The sequence below is a fragment of the Deinococcus sp. genome, assembly GCF_025362455.1.
Lineage (GTDB): Bacteria > Deinococcota > Deinococci > Deinococcales > Deinococcaceae > Deinococcus.
On the sequence record NZ_JANYGJ010000230.1, the window covers coordinates 1 to 18,190 of the forward strand.

20 protein-coding genes are annotated in these 18,190 nt (G+C 68.4%); 10 read left to right on the plus strand and 10 right to left on the minus strand.

What is annotated here, in order from left to right:
• Positions 1-1,202: pitrilysin family protein (locus Q0R23_RS16130; protein WP_293914620.1), on the minus strand; the 1,202-nt coding region annotated here is incomplete at its 3' end.
• 7 nt (positions 1,203-1,209) lie between these two features.
• Positions 1,210-2,454, minus strand: a complete 1,245-nt coding sequence (locus tag Q0R23_RS16135; protein WP_293914622.1) for a pitrilysin family protein — start codon at positions 2,452-2,454, stop codon at positions 1,210-1,212.
• A 134-nt stretch (positions 2,455-2,588) separates the two neighbouring features.
• Between Q0R23_RS16135 and Q0R23_RS16140 the strand changes: the two genes are divergently transcribed.
• The 9 genes from Q0R23_RS16140 (at position 2,589) to Q0R23_RS16180 (ending at position 9,326) form a co-directional block, all read left to right on the plus strand.
• Positions 2,589-2,813: a GNAT family N-acetyltransferase gene (locus tag Q0R23_RS16140; protein ID WP_293914624.1), complete on the plus strand. Its 225-nt coding sequence runs from the start codon at positions 2,589-2,591 to the stop codon at positions 2,811-2,813.
• A gap of 125 nt (positions 2,814-2,938) precedes the next feature.
• Positions 2,939-3,175, plus strand: coding sequence for a GNAT family N-acetyltransferase (locus Q0R23_RS16145; protein WP_293914626.1), 237 nt, complete (start codon positions 2,939-2,941; stop codon positions 3,173-3,175).
• Between the two features lie 85 nt (positions 3,176-3,260).
• The gene (locus tag Q0R23_RS16150) at positions 3,261-3,872 is read left to right on the plus strand and encodes a hypothetical protein (RefSeq protein ID WP_293914628.1); all 612 of its coding nucleotides are present in this window, start codon (positions 3,261-3,263) and stop codon (positions 3,870-3,872) included.
• Between the two features lie 72 nt (positions 3,873-3,944).
• A complete protein-coding gene (locus Q0R23_RS16155) occupies positions 3,945-4,535 on the plus strand; it encodes a DUF2239 family protein (RefSeq protein ID WP_293914630.1) in 591 nt (196 codons plus the stop codon).
• Positions 4,536-4,625: 90 nt separating this feature from the next.
• Entirely contained in the window at positions 4,626-5,261 is a 636-nt protein-coding gene (locus tag Q0R23_RS16160) for a 3'-5' exonuclease (protein WP_293914632.1), read from the plus strand.
• A gap of 9 nt (positions 5,262-5,270) precedes the next feature.
• Positions 5,271-5,789 carry a 2-C-methyl-D-erythritol 2,4-cyclodiphosphate synthase gene (ispF, locus tag Q0R23_RS16165; protein ID WP_293914634.1) on the plus strand — a complete coding sequence of 173 codons (519 nt, stop codon included), beginning with the start codon at positions 5,271-5,273 and terminating at the stop codon, positions 5,787-5,789.
• A complete protein-coding gene (locus tag Q0R23_RS16170; RefSeq protein ID WP_293914636.1) occupies positions 5,786-6,256 on the plus strand; it encodes a tRNA (cytidine(34)-2'-O)-methyltransferase in 471 nt (156 codons plus the stop codon). Before ispF ends, Q0R23_RS16170 begins: the two co-directional genes overlap by 4 nt.
• Positions 6,257-6,403: 147 nt before the next feature.
• Positions 6,404-8,107 (plus strand): S8 family serine peptidase, encoded by a 1,704-nt coding sequence (locus Q0R23_RS16175; RefSeq protein ID WP_293914638.1) that lies wholly within the window; start codon positions 6,404-6,406, stop codon positions 8,105-8,107.
• Positions 8,108-8,180: 73 nt separating this feature from the next.
• Entirely contained in the window at positions 8,181-9,326 is a 1,146-nt protein-coding gene (locus tag Q0R23_RS16180) for an LCP family protein (RefSeq protein ID WP_293914640.1), read from the plus strand.
• A 593-nt stretch (positions 9,327-9,919) separates the two neighbouring features.
• On the opposite strand, the gene Q0R23_RS18525 is transcribed toward Q0R23_RS16180, so the two are convergent.
• From Q0R23_RS18525 to ccsA, 8 genes are all read right to left on the minus strand, one after another.
• Positions 9,920-11,023 (minus strand): GNAT family N-acetyltransferase, encoded by a 1,104-nt coding sequence (locus Q0R23_RS18525; protein WP_366520445.1) that lies wholly within the window; start codon positions 11,021-11,023, stop codon positions 9,920-9,922.
• A gap of 3 nt (positions 11,024-11,026) precedes the next feature.
• On the minus strand, positions 11,027-12,097 hold the full coding sequence (locus Q0R23_RS16195) for a c-type cytochrome (protein ID WP_293914642.1): 1,071 nt from the start codon (positions 12,095-12,097) through the stop codon (positions 11,027-11,029).
• The gene (locus Q0R23_RS16200; RefSeq protein ID WP_293914644.1) at positions 12,094-12,582 is read right to left on the minus strand and encodes a cytochrome c-type biogenesis protein CcmH; all 489 of its coding nucleotides are present in this window, start codon (positions 12,580-12,582) and stop codon (positions 12,094-12,096) included. Before Q0R23_RS16200 ends, Q0R23_RS16195 begins: the two co-directional genes overlap by 4 nt.
• Positions 12,579-13,133 (minus strand): redoxin domain-containing protein, encoded by a 555-nt coding sequence (locus Q0R23_RS16205; protein ID WP_293914646.1) that lies wholly within the window; start codon positions 13,131-13,133, stop codon positions 12,579-12,581. Before Q0R23_RS16205 ends, Q0R23_RS16200 begins: the two co-directional genes overlap by 4 nt.
• Positions 13,134-13,211: 78 nt before the next feature.
• On the minus strand, positions 13,212-15,185 hold the full coding sequence (locus Q0R23_RS16210; protein WP_293914648.1) for a heme lyase CcmF/NrfE family subunit: 1,974 nt from the start codon (positions 15,183-15,185) through the stop codon (positions 13,212-13,214).
• 182 nt (positions 15,186-15,367) lie between these two features.
• Positions 15,368-15,859 carry a cytochrome c maturation protein CcmE gene (gene ccmE, locus Q0R23_RS16215; RefSeq protein WP_293914650.1) on the minus strand — a complete coding sequence of 164 codons (492 nt, stop codon included), beginning with the start codon at positions 15,857-15,859 and terminating at the stop codon, positions 15,368-15,370.
• A complete protein-coding gene (gene ccmD / locus Q0R23_RS16220; protein WP_293914652.1) occupies positions 15,856-15,978 on the minus strand; it encodes a heme exporter protein CcmD in 123 nt (40 codons plus the stop codon). The genes ccmE and ccmD overlap by 4 nt, the downstream gene beginning before the upstream one ends.
• Before the next feature lie 26 nt (positions 15,979-16,004).
• Entirely contained in the window at positions 16,005-16,784 is a 780-nt protein-coding gene (ccsA, locus tag Q0R23_RS16225) for a cytochrome c biogenesis protein CcsA (protein WP_293914654.1), read from the minus strand.
• Positions 16,785-17,145: 361 nt separating this feature from the next.
• On the opposite strand from ccsA, the gene Q0R23_RS16230 reads away from it, so the two are divergent.
• Positions 17,146-17,892 (plus strand): hypothetical protein, encoded by a 747-nt coding sequence (locus Q0R23_RS16230; RefSeq protein WP_293914656.1) that lies wholly within the window; start codon positions 17,146-17,148, stop codon positions 17,890-17,892.
• Positions 17,893-18,190 lie beyond the last annotated feature (298 nt).

The following is an 18,190-nucleotide window of genomic DNA, read 5'->3' on the forward strand; positions in this document are numbered from 1 at the left end:
CTCTCCAGTACGGCCTGCACCATCTGCGGCGTGACGGCGGTGTAGCGCCCCACGCTCTGATCGGCGCTGACCAGTTCGCCCCGGCTGAGGTAATCCATGCCCAGCGAAAACAGGCGGCCCTGCGGCGTTCCGGCGCGCAGCAGGGCACTCACGGCGATTTTGCGGGCGGCCCGGCGCACCTCGGTGTCGCTCACGCCGCCTCTCTGAACGTCTTGCAGCACGCCCCGGAACAGGTCCAGCACCTGCTGGGTGCGCGGCGGGTCGCAGGTAAAGCCGCCCTCGTAGGTGCCCGCCCCGTCGTATTCGCTGTGCGAGAGGTCGGCGCTGTCGCTCAGGCCGGTGTCGATCAGCGTCCAGTACAGCCGCCCGTTCTCGCCGCCGATGATCTCGCTCAGCACGTGCGCGGCCTCGCGCAGCGGATCGGCGCTGCTCAGGCCCGGCGCGGTCAGCGCGACCTGGGCGCGGCCCAGCGTGTCGTCGGCAGTGATCTTCAGGCCGCCCGCCGGAGTATGGGGCGGCAGCGTGCGCGTGGAGGCGCTGCGGGGCCACCCGGCGCTGACGGCCTCGGCGGCGTCCAGCACGGCCTGAACGTCAAACTGGCCGCAGACCACCAGGGTCATGCGCGGCGTACCGTAACGCTCCTTGAAGTTGCGCCGCAGCGTCTCCGGGCTCAGGTTGCGCACCGTCTCGGAGGTGCCCAGCACCAGATGGCCCAGCGGGTGATCTGCCCAGTAGTCGGCGTGCAGGCCGTCGAGCAGGCGCGAATCCGGCTGATCGGCGTACATCTCGATCTCTTCCAGTATCACACCGCGCTCGGTTTCCACCTCCTCCGGGCGCAGGGCCGGGCTCAGCAGCACGCTGAGGGTGCTCAGCAGCTCAAGTTGGTCTTCCGGCAGCGAGGCGGCGTGGTAGACGGTGGCCTCCTCGCTGGTAAACGCGTTGGCCTGACCGCCCAGCGCGTCCAGCCGGGCGTTGAGCTGCGCGGCGCTGACGGCCTCGGAGCCCTTGAACATCAGGTGTTCCAGAAAGTGCGAGGCGCCCATTTCGGCCCTGAGTTCGTCGCGGGCACCGGTGCGCACGAAGTAGCCTATCGCCACTGTCAGCGCCTGTGGGTCATGCTCCAGCACCACGGTCAGGCCGCTGCTGAGCAGGTGCCGGACCGGCGTGGTCCTGGGCAGCTTGTCGGCTGGCGACCCAGACACATTCGCCTCAGACATGACTCACCCCGGCGGCGCTCAGGCTCAGCGCGGCTGGCCCCAGCGACACCAGGCTCAACGGGCCGGGGTCGTAGCTGCTCAGAAAGGCGTTGACGCCCTGGTAGCTCAGGGCGGCGATGTCGCCCCGCATCTGGCCCGGCTCGCGCACCCGCCCGAACAGCGCCAGGTCGCGCACCATGCCGCCGCTGCGGGCACGGATGCTCTCGGAGCCGAAGACCGTGCTGGCCATGAGGGCGCTGCGGGCGCGTTCGAACTCCGGGCGGGTCAGGCCGCGCCGCCATCTTTCCAGCTCACTGAGCATCACCGCCAGGGTTTCGGGGGCACGTTCGGGCGTGCTGGCCGCGTAACCGCTCAGCAACGCCTCGCTGCCGATCAGTTGCGGCCCGGCCATGACGCTGTAAGCCAGGCCGCGCTCCTCGCGCACCGCGTGAAACAGCCGACTGGCGCTGCCGCCCGACAGCGCGGTGAGGGCCAGGTGCCAGGCGAACCAGTCCGGGCTGTGCGGCGAGACGCCCCGGCCCGTCAGGGTGAAATGGGTCTGAAAGCTGTCGTCGTGCAGGTGGTGCGTTCGGCCCAGTTGCGGGTGCGGCGTCAGCGCGGGTGCGTCGCCGCCGTGCCAGTCGCCGAAGAGCCGCCCGGCCAGCTCGAAGACCGTTTCGGCTTCTTCGTCGGCCACCACGCCCAGGACGGCGCCCTGCGCCCCGTACCGCCTCTGAAAAGCCCGCGCCGAGGCCAAGCTGATCCCGGCCAGTCCCTCCAGGGTGCCGCTGCTGGGGTGGGCAAAGCCGCTGGCGCCAAACAGCAGTTCGCGGGTTTCCAGGCCCAGCCGGTCCGCCGGGCTGTCGAGCGCACTCTCGATGTCCTGGCGGGCCAGGTCGAGCAGCACCGGCACCTCGGCGTCGGGCAGGGCCGGGCGGCGCAGCAACTCGGCGAACAAGGTCAGCGCCCCGCCCAGGTCTTCGCCCAGGCCGCTGGCGGCAAACACCGTCGATTCGGCGTCCAGCCCGCCGCCGCGCCGCACACCCAGGTCGTCGAGGGCGTCCTGAAACTCGCGGGCGCTGAGGTCTCCGGCGCCCTTGTAGAGCCACTCCTCGACCAGCGAGGCGCTGCCCTCCTGCCCCACCGGGTCGTGGGCGCTGCCCAGCGGCAGGCGGAGCTGGAACGAAAAACCCGGCGTGGCGCGGCGCTCAAAGGCGACGGTCAGGCCGCTGGGCAGCGTCAGAATTCGTGCAGGCATCGGTGGGAATTGTAGAGCAGGAAGGTGAACGTGGGGGGAAAGTGGTTACGGTTGGGGGGATGCTCTGGACCAGTTGATAGACTGTGCCGTGTCCACTGAACTGACCATCCGCCACGCCACTGAAGCTGAGCGCGGTGCTGGCCATCTACAACGACGCCGTGGCGAGTACCACCGCCTCCTACGACTACGACCCGGTGACGCTGGAGAGCCGCCAGGTCTGGCTCTTGGCCAAGCAGGCGGGTGATTGGCCGGTGTTGGTCGCCACCCAGACGCAGAACGGGCCGGTCATGGGCTTTGCCAGCTACGGGCCGTTCCGGGCCTGGCGCGGCTACCTGCATACCGCCGAGCACAGCGTCTAGAGCAGTACTCCGAATTACGCCACGGGGAAAACAGCCTCCCCGCGCCTCCATTCTGCGCCTTGCTCAGTCAACACTACTCGCTCCGCTCGGTCATAAAAAGACCCTTTTTATGACATCTGCTCTATGTGGCCGAGTCGGCACGCGGGCAGGGGACCGGGCGCCAACTGGTCGAGGCGCTGATCGCTCATGCCCGTGATCGTGGCCTACATGCCCTGCTGGCGGGAATCGACGCCGACAACGCTGTCAGCCTGCATCTGCACGCCCAGCTCGGCTTCGAGAAGGTCGCCCACTTCAAAGAAGTCGGCTTCAAGTTTGACCGCTGGCTCGATCTGGTTTTTTTGGAGCTGCTGCTCGCACAGTAAAGCGTGGGGTTTTCGTTAAGAGAGCCGACTCCGGTTTGTCACGCCGGGACGGTTGCCTGCCGCTCCAGAGGCCAGAATGGGCAACGTGTCCACGTCCACCCTCACCGAGCTGCCCGGCGCTGAGCTGCCCGGTCCTGGCGCCACCGCCGATCAGCTCACGCAACTGGCCCGCCGCGACTCCGCGCCGCTGCGTGAGGCGGTGGCCCGGCATCCCAACACGCCCGCCGGGGTGCTGGCTCAGCTCGCCCCCGATGTTCCCCAAGCCGTGCTGCAAAACCCGGCGCTGCCGCTGCTGAGATTGGCGCATCCGGGCGAGTTTCAGAGCTGGTCCGGGCGCACGCTGGCCCGTCTGGCAGCCGTCGAGGCGGCGCCGGAGTGGGTGCAGGAACTGGCCATGCGCCACGCCGACCCGCAGGCCCAGTGGGCGGTGGCCAACCGCGCTCAGCTCAGCGCCGGGCGGCTGGCTCAACTGGCCGGGCGCTCCGAGTGGGCCCTTCGGGCGGCGGTGGCCCAGCACCCCGACCTGAGCGCCGAGCTGATGGCGCTGCTCGCCCGCGACCCCGACTACGGCGTGCGCCTGGCCTTATCTGGCCGCGCCGAGCTGCCTGCCGAGGTGCTGGCGCAGCTCCAGCGCGACCCGCACGCCCTGGTGAGGCGCCGGGCACAGATGGTGAGTACGGGAACCAGGCCGCTGTAGATTTGAACGCTGGAAAATCTGAATGCCGGAATCTGTCTGAATGCCGGAATCTGGCCGCTGTACTCTGGACGAATGGAGACCGAGCCGACCTTCACCGCCTTCCTGAACGCTGCCCGGCTCGTCACGGCCCCGCTGCCGGAGGTGTTGACGCTGCTGTGGCGCCACCAGGACGCCGCCGATCACACACTACCGTTCCTGATCTTCAACGACGCGACCGGCGCGGGCGTGGACTTCGATTTGCGCGGCTCGCTGGCCCAGGTGCTGACACAGCTTCCCTCTCCCGCTCCAGCCAATCAGCGGCCTGGCCCGCAGCGCGAGAGCCGGGAGGTGGCTCTGCTCGTTCGTCACTGGGCCTGGCTCGATGCCCAGCCGGGCGGGGCCGCCGTGACCCTGCGCCGCCTGGTTGACGCCGCCCGCAAGGCCGGGGTGGGCCGTGAGCGCCAGGCCCAGGACGCCACCAGCCGGTTTCTGGGCGCGGTGGCCGGGGACCATCGGGGTTTTCAGGACGTGCTGCGAACGCTCTACGCCGGTAATCGGAGCGGTTTCGAGGACGTGCTGATGGCCTCCGGCTGGCCGGAAGACGTGGTGTCGCACGCGCTGCACCTGGCGGCGGCGGCGTTCGGGTCAGCGTCAGCCGGGGCAGGCGAGACGGCGGAAAGCTGAGCCAACCCTGCTGAGCCAACCCTGCTGAGCCAACCCTTCCCTGCCCCCGACCTTACATACCCGGCCCTGGGCGCGTGGCAAGCTGCTCTCATGTCTGCTCCCGCTCCCCAACCGGCGCCACTCCAACCGGCCCTGCTTCAACTGGCCGCGCTGCGCCAGCCGATCATCTTTCTCGATACCGAGACGGGCGGACGCAGCGCTGAGCGCCACCCGCTGCTGACGATTGGGATGGTGACGCTGATGCCAGACGGCGAGATCACCCGCCCGCTGCATCTGAGGCTCAAGCACCGCGAATACTGCGTCGAGCCCGGTGCGCTGGCCGTCACCGGCATCGACATTGCCGAGCACGACCGCGCCGCCCAGCCGCCCGAAGAGGTGGCCGCCGCCGTGCGCCAGTACGCCGCCGAGGTGGGCCGGGTGATGCTGGGCGGGCACAATTTCGACTTCGACCTGGGCTTTTTGCGCCCGCTGCTGCCGGACCTGGGGCGCATTTTCCGGCGCGGGCACATCGACACCAAGCTCAGCGCCCAGTTCCTGATTCACGCCGGGCTGCTGCCGCACAGCGTGGGCACGCCGCTGGCGCAACTGGCCGGGCATTTCGGCATCGAGTACGCCGCCCACGACGCCCTGGAAGACGCGGCGGCGACGGCCAAGGTCTACGTGGAGTTGTTGAAACTGGTCGAGCTGCTGAAACTGACCGCGCCCACACCTGTTGCAGACGTGTAAACTCCCCCCATGTTGCCCTACCGCATCGGTTACGGAGAAGACGCGCACCGCCTGGAAGCCGGGCGGCCCCTGGTGCTGGGCGGCGTGAGCGTGCCCGGCGCCCCGCGCGGCGCGGTGGCCCACAGCGACGGCGACGTGGCCCTGCACAGCCTGGCCGACGCGCTGCTGAGCGGCCTGGCGCTGGGCGACATCGGCCAGTATTTTCCCGACACCGATCCGCAGTGGGCCGGAATGAACTCGCAGAGCATTCTGGAGCGCTGCCTGGCGCTGGCCTCTGAGCGCGGTTACTTACCGGGCAACGTGGCGCTGGTCATCACCCTGGACCGGCCCAGGCTGGGGCCACTGCGAGCCGAGATCGCCGCCAACATTGCCGCGCTGCTGGGGCTCGCTCCCGCCGAGGTGGGGGTGAGCTTCAAGACCAGCGAGGGGCTGGCCCCCGATCACATCCAGGCCCGCGCCACCGTGCTGTTGGTCAATACAGCGTCGGTTAACACAGCGTTAGTTGACACAGCGTCGGTACGACAGTGACCGGAGCGCTGCCGCTGTGCAGGGTCGTGCTGTACTCGCCGGAAAAAGCCGGGAACGTCGGCAACGTGGCCCGCACCTGCGCCGTGCTGGGCGCCGAGCTGCACCTGATCCGCCCCTACGGCTTCCGCTTGCAGGACCGGGAATTCGCCCGCGCCGTGATGGATTACCTGGGCGGTGTGACGCTGGTCGAACACGACTCGTGGACCGCCTTCCAGAGCACCTTGCAGCCGGGCGAGCGGGTCTGGGCCTTTTCGACGCACGCCACCGAGCTGTATACCGGCGTGGCCTTCCGGCGCGGCGACGTGCTGCTGTTCGGCGCCGAGTCGCGGGGGCTGCCCGACTGGCTGCGTGACGCCCTGCCCAGACTCAAGCTGCCGCAGCCGGGCGGGGGCCGCAGCCTGAACCTGGCGGTGGCGGTGGGCGCGGCGGCCTTTGAAGTGCAGCGGCAGGTAGGGGAGAGGGGATGAAGGTGGGGAGAGGGGATAAAGTGACGCCCCGGTCCGGCAGCAGGTTGGTCTGGGAGGGCGTTCGGGGCGGCGCACGATGAGAGCCGGGTCACGCTTCTCAGGCCAGGTGCGGCCAGTCGTCAGGTGAAGGCCGACATAATGCGTGGTATGCGTCCAACTCAAACACCACAACATCCAGCGTCCCGCCGGGTACCGTTCCTGGGCGCCGCCGTGCTCAGCCTGGGCCTGATCCTGAGCGCCTGCGACGTCGGCGGCGGAACCAACCCGACTGGCGCCCGCTACACCGTCAGCGGCAACGTGCTGGCGCCGGGCGTCGCGGCAGATGCACAGGATCAAAACAGGGCAAGTCAGGCACTGTCAACTGCTGGATTAACTGTCAACTGGAGTGCGCCTCACATGGCCGGACAGGTGCTGGTGAGCGCCAGTGATCTGAGTGCCGGAGCCTTGCAGGCGCAGGGGTTGAGCGGCGCGGCAGAGGCGCTGTCGGGTATCCGGACGCAAGTGCTCGGCACGGCGGAGCTGACCCTGGCGTACACCCCGGCGGGGCACAGCGACGCCGACTTCGCCGCTGAGCTGACTGCCAGCGGCCTGAGCGCCCAGCCCAACTACATCTACCGGGCGCTGAGCGTGCCCAACGACCCCGGCTACCCTGGCAACGCGGGCGTCCGGATCGGCAACGTCAGCTATGACCAGGACTACCTCACGCGCATCGGTGCCCAGGCGGCCTGGGACAAGCTCACCGCGCTGGGCAAGCTGCCGGTGGGCGCCATAGTCGCCGTCCTCGACACCGGGGTGGACACCGGCCACGAGGACCTGGCCGGGCGGCTGCTGCCGGGCCGCGATTTTTGCTCGGCGCTCAGTGAGAGCAGCGTCTGTACCGGCGAGGACGATGACCCCAGCGACCTGACCTCCGGCAGCGAAAGTGGGCACGGCACCTCCAGCGCGGGCCTGATCGGGGCGGTGGGCAACAACGGCAAGGGCATCGTGGGCCTGACCTGGACGGGGCGGACGCTGCTGCCGGTCAAGGTCTTCGGCGAACTCGGCGCCTCGTCGGGGGCGACGACTTCCAGCCTGACGGCAGGCGTGAACTACGCCGTAGCCCAGGGGGCGCGGGTCATCAACATGAGTCTGGGGCTGCGCGGCGTCAACACCGACCCGGCCCTGGCGACAGCGCTGGCGGCGGCTTCCAGGCAGGCGCTGCTGGTGGCGGCGGCGGGCAACACGCCGGGCGAGGGTCTGTATTACCCGGCCAGCGATCCCAACGTGCTGGCGATTGGGGCGCTGGGCAAAACCGACGTGCTGGCCTCTTACAGCGCTCGCCCCAAGCCGGGCCAGAAGCAGCTCGATCTGGTGGCGCCCGGCGGCGATCAGGGCGGCGGCAGCGAAATTCTGACCACGAACCTGAGTTCTCAGGGCAAGTACACCCTGCGGGCGGGTACCAGCGAGGCGGCCCCCCTGGTCAGCGGCGCGGCGGCTCTGATGCTCGGCCTGCGCCCCGATCTGAGCGCGGCCCAGGTACGCGCCCTGCTGATCGGTACGGCCAAAACCGTCACGGGCGGCAAGCTGCTCGACGTGGGCGCGGCGCTTCAGGCAGCCCAGCTCGCCGCGTCCACGCCCGGTGCGCCGTATGCGCTGCGGGTCGACGCGCTCCAGAACGGCAGGGTCGTGGGTTCGGTGTCCAGCCAGGGGCCGGGGACGGCGCCCCAGCAGCGCTTTCCCTACAGTATCGGCCAGCTTCCAGCCGGTCAGTACACCCTCAGCGCCACCTTGACCATCGGCGGCGCGGTCAGCAGCGGCCAGGTGCCCGTCAGTGTGGGTGCCAACACTGCCGTGGACATTCCCACCCGCTGAGGGCCGGTTTTATTTTGGCGGTTTTGTCGGATATGGCCCAATTGGCGCGTGCGGGCTGCTAGATTGACGTGTAATGGTCGTTCGAGTATTGCTGCTGCTCTCGCTGGCGGGCCTGGCCGCGCTGATTTCGCCTGCCGTGCCGGTCCTGAAGCAGTACGGCGCCCTGCCGCGTACCCCGGAGCGGCCCATCAACGTGCTGCTGGCCGGGGTCACGCCCAATTACGACGAGGCGGCGGCGGTCTGGCCGTACCCGGCCAAGCCTGAAAATTACACGGGCCTGACCGACACCATCATGCTCGCCCAGCTCCGTCCAGGCGGCAAGGTCGAGCTGCTGAGCATTCCCCGCGACACCTGGGTCGAGATTCCTGGCTCCGGTTTCGGCAAGATCAACGCGTCTAATCCGCGTGGTGGCCCGGATACGCTGGTCAAGTCGGTCCAGAACTTGCTGGGCGTGCGTATCGACGGCTACGCCCTGCTGAGCCTCAACGCCCTGCGTGACATGACCAATGCGTCGGGTGGCGTGAGCCTGAATGTGCCGGAGGTGATGAAGTACGACGACAACGCCGGACATCTGCATGTCGATCTGCAACCCGGCATGCAGCACCTCAGCGGCGACCAGGTGGAGGGCTTTTTGCGCTTTCGCCACGACAACCTGGGTGACATCGGGCGGGTGGCGCGTCAGCAGCTTTACTTGCAGGCCCTTCAGCAGCGGCTGCGCAGTCCGCTCAACATCTGGCGCCTGCCGGGCGTGGTCGGTGCGCTGGGCCGCAACACCAGGTCCAACCTCAGCCGGGACACCGTGGCCCAGGCGCTGGGCGCGCTGGCCGGTGGCCCCAAGGTCAGCGCCCACACCCTGCCCGGCAACTTCGGCCCCGGCGGCACCTGGACACCGGACCGCAGCGGCATCCGCGAGCTGGTGGCGAGCACCTTCACCGACCCCGCCGACCCGCGCAGCCGCAGCGTGGCGATTGCCAACATCGACGCCCCCGACGGCGCCGCCCGCGCCCTGCAAGCCAAACTGGCCGCCAACGGCTACGCCAACGTCTGGATCGCCCGGCTGCCCAGGGTGAGCACGCCGACGACGGCGGTGGTGGGCCAGGCGGGCGCCGCCCTGAACACGCTCAAATCCGATCTCGGTTACGGTCAGCTTCGGGCCGCAGGCGGCGCCCCGGAGGCGGATATGACTATTTTGCTGGGCCAGGATACGCCTGCGCCGTGAGGGCGTGTGGTCTGTGGGGAGTGGGTCGTGGGAAGTGGGAAGTGGGAAAATATGGAGGGCATGAGCGTTGCTCACTTCCCCTCTGCAAGCAGGTCTGCGACTCTCCCGCAGGGGGCGACTGGTACAGCTCCGCAGGAGAGGGGTCAACAATGCCCACCCAGATGCTGTTTTCCGCTGAAGTAGAACACTAAATTCCAGCGAGGCCAATTATGGGCAGTTGCGGAGCACGGGCGCCCTACGCCAGCGGCCACGATGTGGAGAACGCCGGGAGAAAAAGTGCGTGTGGGACGAATCGGATGTACCATGCCTAGCGCAGCGACAAACCCCCTCCAAGGTTCTATTGACACGTAGGCTAATCAAGAGAGGTGAGGGGCCTTATCGAGCAGAACGGACGCGCCTGGGCACGCCTGCTCTCCCCCGAACCTGTGGCCAGTTGCGCCCCACCGGGGCGGGGGCTTCTTGGGCAGAGCGGCACCTATCGGGCCTGCCCGCTGGGGGCTGGGGGAGCCGACGCATTTGCGACGTGCTACAGCCCAAAAAAGCAACGTACCCACCACCAGCCCATCCAGCCGACAGACGCCGCGTCCCCGCCCTCACACCCGCAGCTCGTAGAGCGCCACCTCGTAGCCCTGCACATGTTTAGCGCCGCAGTTGCCGAAGCCGAAGCCCTCGTAGACGGCCCGCAGCCGGGGCCGGTCTTGCACAGTGTCGAGGCGCAGGAAGCCGCACCCACGCCGCCGGGCTTCCTGAACCGCCGCCTCCAGCATCCGGGTGCTGAGGCCGAGGCCCTGAAACTCAGGATGGACGGCCAGCTTGTGCAGGTACAGCGCCTCGCCCTGCGCGTCCGGCCAGAAGTGGGGGTCGCTGACGAGCAAGGTCATGGTGGCGACGGGCCGTGTCTCCAGTTCACCCAGCCAGCGCTGCCCGTCCGGATACTGCCTATCCAGGTATTGCGCAGTCAATGCGGCGGCGCTCAGCGCTTCCTGCGGCCACAGCGTCTGCCCCCGCTTTTCAAGGGCCAGGGCGGCGGCCTGAAGCACGGCGGCGACTTCGGGAAGTTCGGACGGCAGGGCAAGTCTGGTCGTCCAGCTCATGTTCCCAGCCCAGGCGCCGCCTCTGCCCAGTTCAGGCGCCGCCTCGATGCCGGTGGCCCACAGCTCGGCGCCGCGCCGGGAAAGCCGCACGCGGGGCAGGGGCGCCCTGGCCTTGCCGAAGACCGCCTCGCCGGAACCCAGCGGGCTGAACACGCTGTAATGGCAGGGGCAACCGAGTTGCGGCGAGCTGTCCGGGGGGCGGTAGTTGAAGCTGAAGGCCAGCACCTCCGGGTCGCGGATCAGGTTCACCGCGCAGCCCAGGTGGGTGCAGACGCGGCTGTAGGCGGCATAGTGGGCGCCCGCCACCGTCAGGCCGCCCGGCACCGGGCGCGGCAACCGCAGGGCCAGACAGGGCCGCCCGTCGTAGGTGAAGGCCTGCTGCGCCCAGTCCTGCGTCAGCGCACTGAACGCGGCCACTCTCAAAGGCGTGCCGGGCACGAAATTCGGCCTGCCCGGCGCCCGCTTGCCAAAAGTCACCCGGCTGGCGTACAGCCCCATCCACCCGAAGGCGACGATGGTGGCGCCCACCGGCAAGGTCCACCATTTTTCCAGCACCTGCCGCCGGGTCAGGCCCCTGGTCGAGCCCGGTCTAGACGCGGGCACGGCTCACTTCTCCCAGCGTTCCAGGCGGGTCAGCAGCGCGTCCAGCTCGGCGCCTTTGATCTGAGGGTAGGCGGGCATGCTGCCCTTGCCGTTCAGGATGACGGCCTTCAGGGCGGCGCGGCTCAGACGGCTCTCGTGCAGGTTGGGGCCGAGGCCACCGAACCCGGCGGCGCCGTGGCAACTGGCGCAGTTGGCGGCGTAGACGCGGGCGCCGGGGTCTGCGCGGTCACGGCTGGCCTGCAAGGTGGCGATCAGGTCGTCGGCCTCGCGGCCTTGGGGAGCGAGGTTTCGGTAGCGCTCCAGCGCGGCCAGGGCCAGGTTGCCCTGGCCGAACGTGTTCAGGGCGTAGCCGAGCAGCAACTGACTTTCGGGGTCCTGCGGGGCGAGCTGCGCGGCGGTGCGGACCAGCAAAAACGCCTGCGACGCCTGTTTCTGGTCGCTGAGGGCCATCCCGCCCTGCCCGGTGAGCAGCATGATGCCCAGCCGCCGCAGCGCCCTGGGCTGCTTGGGGTCGAGCTTGAGCGCCCCGGCATACGCCTGGCTGGCCTGGTCGTAGCGCGACGACGTGAAGGCCGCGTCGCCCCACGCCAGGTAAGCGCTTTGACTGCGACTGCCCAGGGCCGTGCGCTGAAGGCCCGGCAGGCTCAGGGCACTCTGCACCGCCAGGCCCTCCGGCCCGTTCAGGGCAGCCAGTTGCCACCTGGGCACGAAGCTCACCGCGCCCACCGCCACCACCGTCAGGGCGATCAGCACGCCGAGGGCACCCAGGGCCGGGCTGGGCCGCTGGCCCGGTGCGGGCGGCAAGGCGTCGAGGGCTCGCAGTACACGGGCGGCGCGGTTTTCCAGCTCAGGTTTATGCACGCCTTCGGGCAGGGCGATGAGTTCAGCGCTCAGGGCGGCCTGCTCGGCTTCCAGGCGGCTGCGTTCGGGGGCGTCGGGGTCGGGCACCGTGCTTCCGTTACCGACCTGGTTTCCCTCACCGACCTGGCCCCTGACACGGCGGCCCAGCAGCGGCGCCAGCGTCAGGCCCAGCGCCGCCAGCGCCAGCACCACCACGAGGACCAGCAGCGTCACAGTTTGCCCCGCTCACGCCGCACGCGGGCACGGATCTCGGCCAGGTAGGGATCGTCGGCGTCGGGTTCGGTCTGGATGGGGGTCTGAACAGTGGCCGCCATCGCCGCACGCGGACGCAGGTAGCGGCCCAGGCCGAAGGCGCCCAGCAGCAGGGCCAAGCCCGGAATGGCCCACAGCAGCAGCCCGGAGGAGTCGTCAGGGGGCCGCAGCAGCACCCGGTTGCCGTAGCGCTCACGGAAGTAGCTGTAGATCTGGGCGTCGCTCTGCCCGGCCTGGACCTGATCGCTGATCTGCGAGAGCATCTGCTTGCTGATGTCGTTGCCGCTCTCGGTGATCGGCAGCACGTCGCGGCAGATCGGGCAGCGCACGCCCGTGCCCACGCGCTGCACCTGGGCCTGCTGGGCGGGCGTGAGTGGGGACGTGGGCGCGGCCAGGGCGGCGCCCAGCAGGAGTGAGCCGAAGATGGAGACTCTGAGCCGCTTCAAAACTCCACTCCGATGGTTTTCAGGCCCGCGCTCAGGCGCTCTCTGGTCAGGCCGCCCCGGTCCACCGATTTGACCAGGCCGTCGGCGCCCACGTAGATGGTCTCCGGCACGCCGCCGATGCCGTAGTCGATGGCGGTCTTCAGCTCGCTGTCGAGCAGGTTGGGGTAGCTCAGGCCGTAGTCGGCGATGAACTTGCGCATCCCTTTTTTGTCCTTGTCGTCAAACAGCACGCCCACCACCCGCAGTTTGCCCGACTGCTTCTCGCTGAGTTCGCGCAGCAGCGGGGCCTCGTCGCGGCAGGGCACGCACCAGGAGGCCCAGAAATTCAGCAGCAGCGGTTGACCCCTCAGTTGCGCCGAGCTGAGCTGCCCGCCGTCGAGCGTGGCGAGCGCAAACGTCGGCGCGGGCTTGCCCAGCAGCTTGTCGCCCGCGTCGCCGCCCGATCTGGGCCGCAGCAGCGCCGCACCGAGCGTGCCCACCAGCACGAGCGCCAGCACCGGGGGCAGCACGCGCCGCCAGATGGGAACAGGGTTGGTTGAAGTCGAAGTCATGTCCTATTGTCCTTCAAACGGAGCTCAAAGATGTCCCAGTGGTGCTTTGAAGCTGCCGCCCCTAATCCGCCGCCGCCCCTAATCCGCCGCAACGGCGCCGCTGCCGACCTGGCGGGCCACGGTCCGGGCCGGAACGGTCAGCGTCAGGCCCGCGCCGAGCACGATAATCAGCGTGCCGACCCAGATCCACGACACCAGCGGCGACTCGATCAGCCGGACGCTGGCCCACTGCCCCCCGGCCTCGTCGAAGGCGGTCACGACCAGGTAGGTGTCGCCGAACAGGCCGTAGCGCACGGCGGGGGTCGGAAAGGGCGTCTCCGTCGCCTGCGCGTACACGTTCACCCGTGGCTGATAAGGCACGTCGTCGATGCGAATATGGGCGACCTTGCTGGTGCCGTAGGGCATCACCGCCCTGCCGATCCGGTCGAGTTGCAGGGTCTCGCCCAGCACCTGCCGGGGCTGCCCGACGTTCAGGGTCGTCTCGTCGCTGCGCTTGTAGTTGCCCGAAAACGCCAGTCCCAGCGCCACCACCACCAGCCCGACGTGGGCCAGGTAGGCGCCGTAGCGCCGGGGCTGCTCGCGCAGGGTGCCCAGCAAACTGCCCCGCGTTCTGGCCGCCCGCCAGGTCAGGCTGGCGAGTCCGGCCAGGTTGTAGGCCGCCAGCGCCACGGTGGTCAGCACGCCCACGCTCCGCACGCCCAGCCCGAAGGCGATCACTGCGCCCAGGAGTCCGGCCCCACCGGGAATTCGCAGCGCCCTGAGCAGGCTTTCCCCATCGGCGCGGCGCCAGGGCAGCAGCGGCCCGACGCCCATCAACAGCAGCAGGCCCAGCCCCAGGGGAATGGCGAAGGCGTTGAAGAACGGCGCCCCGATGCTGTTTTTCTGGCCCGTCACCGCCTCCACGATCACCGGAAAGAGCGTGCCGATCAGCACGACCACCGTGAACACTAAAAACAGCCAGTTGCCCGCCAGGTAGGCGCCCTCACGGCTCACAGGCGCGGGCGACTCGCCCAGGTCGCGCAGTTCGGGCGTGCGCCAGGCGCTCAGAGCCACGCCGCCGATCAGCAATGCGGCCAGGAAGCCCAAAAAGACCGGCCCCACCGGCCCGCCCGCGAAGGCGTGGACGCTCTGCACCACGCCGCTGCGGTTCAGGAAGGTGCCCAGCACCGTCGAGGCGTAGGCCAGCACGATCAGCCAGATGTTCCAGCCGCGCAACAGGTGCCGCTTCTCCTGAATCTGGACGCTGTGCAAAAAGGCCGTGACCAGCAGCCAGGGCACGAAGCTGGCGTTCTCCACCGGGTCCCAGGCCCAGTAGCCGCCCCAGCCGAGCGTCTCGTAGCTCCACCAGCCGCCCGCGACGATGGCCGCGCTCAGGAAGATCCAGGCCACCAGGGTCCAGCGGCGGGTGACGCTCAGCCAGTGGTCGGATAAGCGCCCGGTAATCAGCGCGGCCACCGCGTAGGCAAACGGCACGCTCAGGCCCACGAAGCCCAGGTACAGCAGCACCGGATGCACCGCCATCATCCAGTGGTTTTGCAGCGCCGGGTTCGGCCCCTGACCCTGTACGGGAATCTGCGCCAGCGGCGTGAACGGCGAGGCGATGCTGGCGACCACGCCGACAAAAAACAGCAGCGAGAAGAACATGGTGCCCAGCACCCAGGGCCGCAGGCCGTCACGGCGCAGGGTCAGGCTCAGCACGAAGGCGTAACCGGACAGCAGCCAGGTCCACAACAAAATGCTGCCCTCCAGCGCCCCCCACAGCGAGGTGACCTTGACCCAGGTGGGCGAGGTGCCCATCGAGTGCTCGGCCACGTAGCGCACCGAGAAATCGTCGCGCAGCAGGGCCGCCATCAGTGCCAGGGTCGCCAGGCTGACGAAGCCGAACACCGCCCAGACGCTGCGCCGGGCCGCCTCGCTGCTGGCCGGGTCGCGCCGCACGCCGCCCTGCACGGCCAGCCACAACCCCGCCAGGGTAAACGCCAGCGCCAGCAGCATGCTGAGCTGTCCCAGCGCCGCCAGCGGACTGTTTGTAAACGAGATCAGATTCAGCATGGGGGGTTCACCTGGGGGGAGAAAGAAGGCTACAGATGCTAAGTCGAAAGTCCGGCCAGAGACCCGTAATTAGACCCGTAATCTGTCATCCTGAGCGAAGAATCTCGTCGTCAAGTCTGTGAGACCCACAGCGAAAGTCACAACGACACCGATCTATCGACATTTGTTCGGCTCACGTCTGCTCAACGGCCTTCCGCATTCGCGTCCTTGGCATTCTTGAGCATGTTCTTGAGTTCGCCCTGGCTCTGGGGCACGCGGTATTCCTCGCTGTGCTTGACGATCAGCTCGTTGGCGGTAAAGACGTTCCGGGCGTCGAAACTGCCGCGCACGACCACGCCCTGATCGACCTTGAACAGGTCCGAGACCGCGCCCTGGTAGGTGACCGGGAAGGTGGCGCCGCCGTCGGTGACCTTGAAGCTCAGTTTGAGGGTCTGGCGGTCGTAGCTGACCTCTTTGACCAGCCCGCCGATGCGCACGGTGCGGCCCTGGAGTGTCGCTTCCTGGGCCTTGTACTCGGTGGGCGTCACGAAATACTCGATGCTCTGCGCCAGGTTGCCGAAGATGATGTAGGCCAGCAGCAGCGCGAGGATCACGCCGCCCAGGACGTAGGGCAGCGGGTTCTTGCGCCGCCGCCGGGCACGCCGAAGTGGAACGGGCGAGAGCGGAGCGCTCACGTCCCCTCGTCCTCTCGGCGTATCTGGCTCAGCCGCCATCCGACCCAGGCCAGGTAGCCGACCAGGATCACGAAGGTGACGACGTAGATGACGATGACGTAGCCGCTGTACTTATCCATAACAGACCTCAGATCCATAACAGACCTCAGCCACGGCGCACCTCGCTGGCCAGCGGCGACACCTTCATGGGCGCGAACTCGCCGGGCAGCTCGCTGTTCATTCCAAATTCGCGCTCCTCACGCTCCGCTTCCTGGGCGGCCAGAATGCCGCGCAGCCGCAGCAGCGTGAAGTACAGCAGGGTAAAGGCCACGGTCATGACCAGCAGCACGACGCCGTAGATGGGCGCCCCCTTGAAGCTCACCCCGCCCAGCAGTTTCAGCGTCTGGGTCTGATGCACGCCGCGCCACCACTCGACGGCCATGTAGTTGACCGGAATGTAGAGCGTGCCCACCACGCCGATGACCGCCGAAACGCGGGCACGCCGCTCCGGATCGTCGATCAGGCCGCGCACCAGCAGATACGCGCCGTAGACGACCAGCGACAGGGCAGTGGTGGTCAGCCGGGCGTCCCAGACCCAGTAGGTGCCCCAGGTCGGCTTGGCCCACAGCATCCCGCCCACGATGGTCGCCACCGTGAATAGCACGCCGATTTCGCCGCTGGCCTGCGCCAGCCGGTCAAAGCGGCGCTGCCGGGTCACCAGGTACAGCAATCCGAACAGCCCGGTGCCGCCGTAGGCCAGGTAACTGAGCCAGGCGGTGGGCACATGCACGAACATCAGCCGCACCAGCGAGCCCTGGTTGACGTCCAGCGGCGCGGTGAGGCTCAGCCCCAGCCCAATGAGCAGGGCCAACGCCGTGACGAGGCACAGCGCCGGGGTGAGGCGGTCGGGCGCGGGGCGGCGAGTGAGGGTTGCGGACTTTTGCATAGGGTCTCCACCGATAGGGTCGAGCTAAAGGTAAGTCTGGGCGGGCTGTGGGGCGGGAGGCTCTCAGGTTTGGGCGTTCAGAAGCGGCGTTTCAAAAGTGGTGTTGCAGTGAGGTCCAGGCGGTGGTACGCAGACCCGTGGATCAGGGCTGAGCTTGGTGCCCTCAGCATGGTCCCTTCCGCCTCGCCGGGCAAGTGCGAGTGTCCCCCTGCGGCGACTGGGCGGCAAAAAACCGACACTGATTCACCCGGCACTGATTCACCCGACACTGATTCACCCGGCACGGGGTCATGTTTATCACACCCTTACTTTCCGCCCTCTGACGTTTCATTCTCCTCGCCGCGTGCCAAGATGAGTGACCTTGAAATCGGATCGCCCCCTGATCTGGCCCGTGCCGCTGCTGCTGAGTGCGCTGCTGGGCGCCCTGCTGACCTCGTTGCTGCCCCACGCGGGCGCCGCCGTGCCGGGGGCGCCCAGCCCGCCTGCCGAGGTGATTATCAGCGCCTCGGACATGGCGTCGACCCCGTATGGTCTGCTGGGCAAGTGGATGCTCGACGAGGGCGGTCAACCGGCCCGCTGGCTCGGCTACCAGCTTGAGGACCGCGCCCTGCGAGAACCGGTCAATGTGGTGCTGATCGACCAGGCGGCCACCACGCCCCAGGAGGCCACCACCCGGCTGCTGGCGGCCATGAGCGCGGCAGGCTACCCGGCCCGCAGCGGCTACAGCGTGGGCTACCGCGCCGTGATCGGCACCCAGACGTACTTTCAGCAGCCCACCGGCAAGGACGAGGCCTTCAGCGACGGGGCCTGGTGGCGGGCCAACAACCACGGGCGCCTGTTTGGCCCGGCGCCCCTGCCCGGCGGCGGCTACCTGTGGACCGGGGCCTTTAGCCGTGAGCGCTTCACCTTGATCTCGGCCATGCACCACCCCTACGATTCGTTCCGGGCCGCCCGCGACAACCTGGTGGCCCGCCTGGACGCGGGCGGCATTTTCAGGCGCAGCGCCATGTTCAGTATGGACAACGCCCTGAACACCCCGACGCTGACCACCGACGACCACGACGCTCAGGCCGTGGTGTTGATCGCGCCCAGAGCGCCAGGGTTTTAAGCGAATTGGAGATCGATGGCTTTGAGGGTCGCTAGGCGCTGTAATTCGAGGTGCTGGAGATTTTCCAACACGCTGTCGAGCACCCGAATCGTCTTCAAACTCGGCAGATGCTTGGCATTCAGCAGTTGAAGGTAGTGTTTGAACCAGGTGCATTTCCCGTATCTGATTAGCGATGCAGGTCCATCAGGGTTTGCACGGGGTCGTGGCCGCGCAGACGGGCGGTTTCGACGACGCTCTTGATCTGGGTGTAGCTGTTGGCACCCCGCGCGTTTTTGCTGCACTGGGACACTTTACGGGT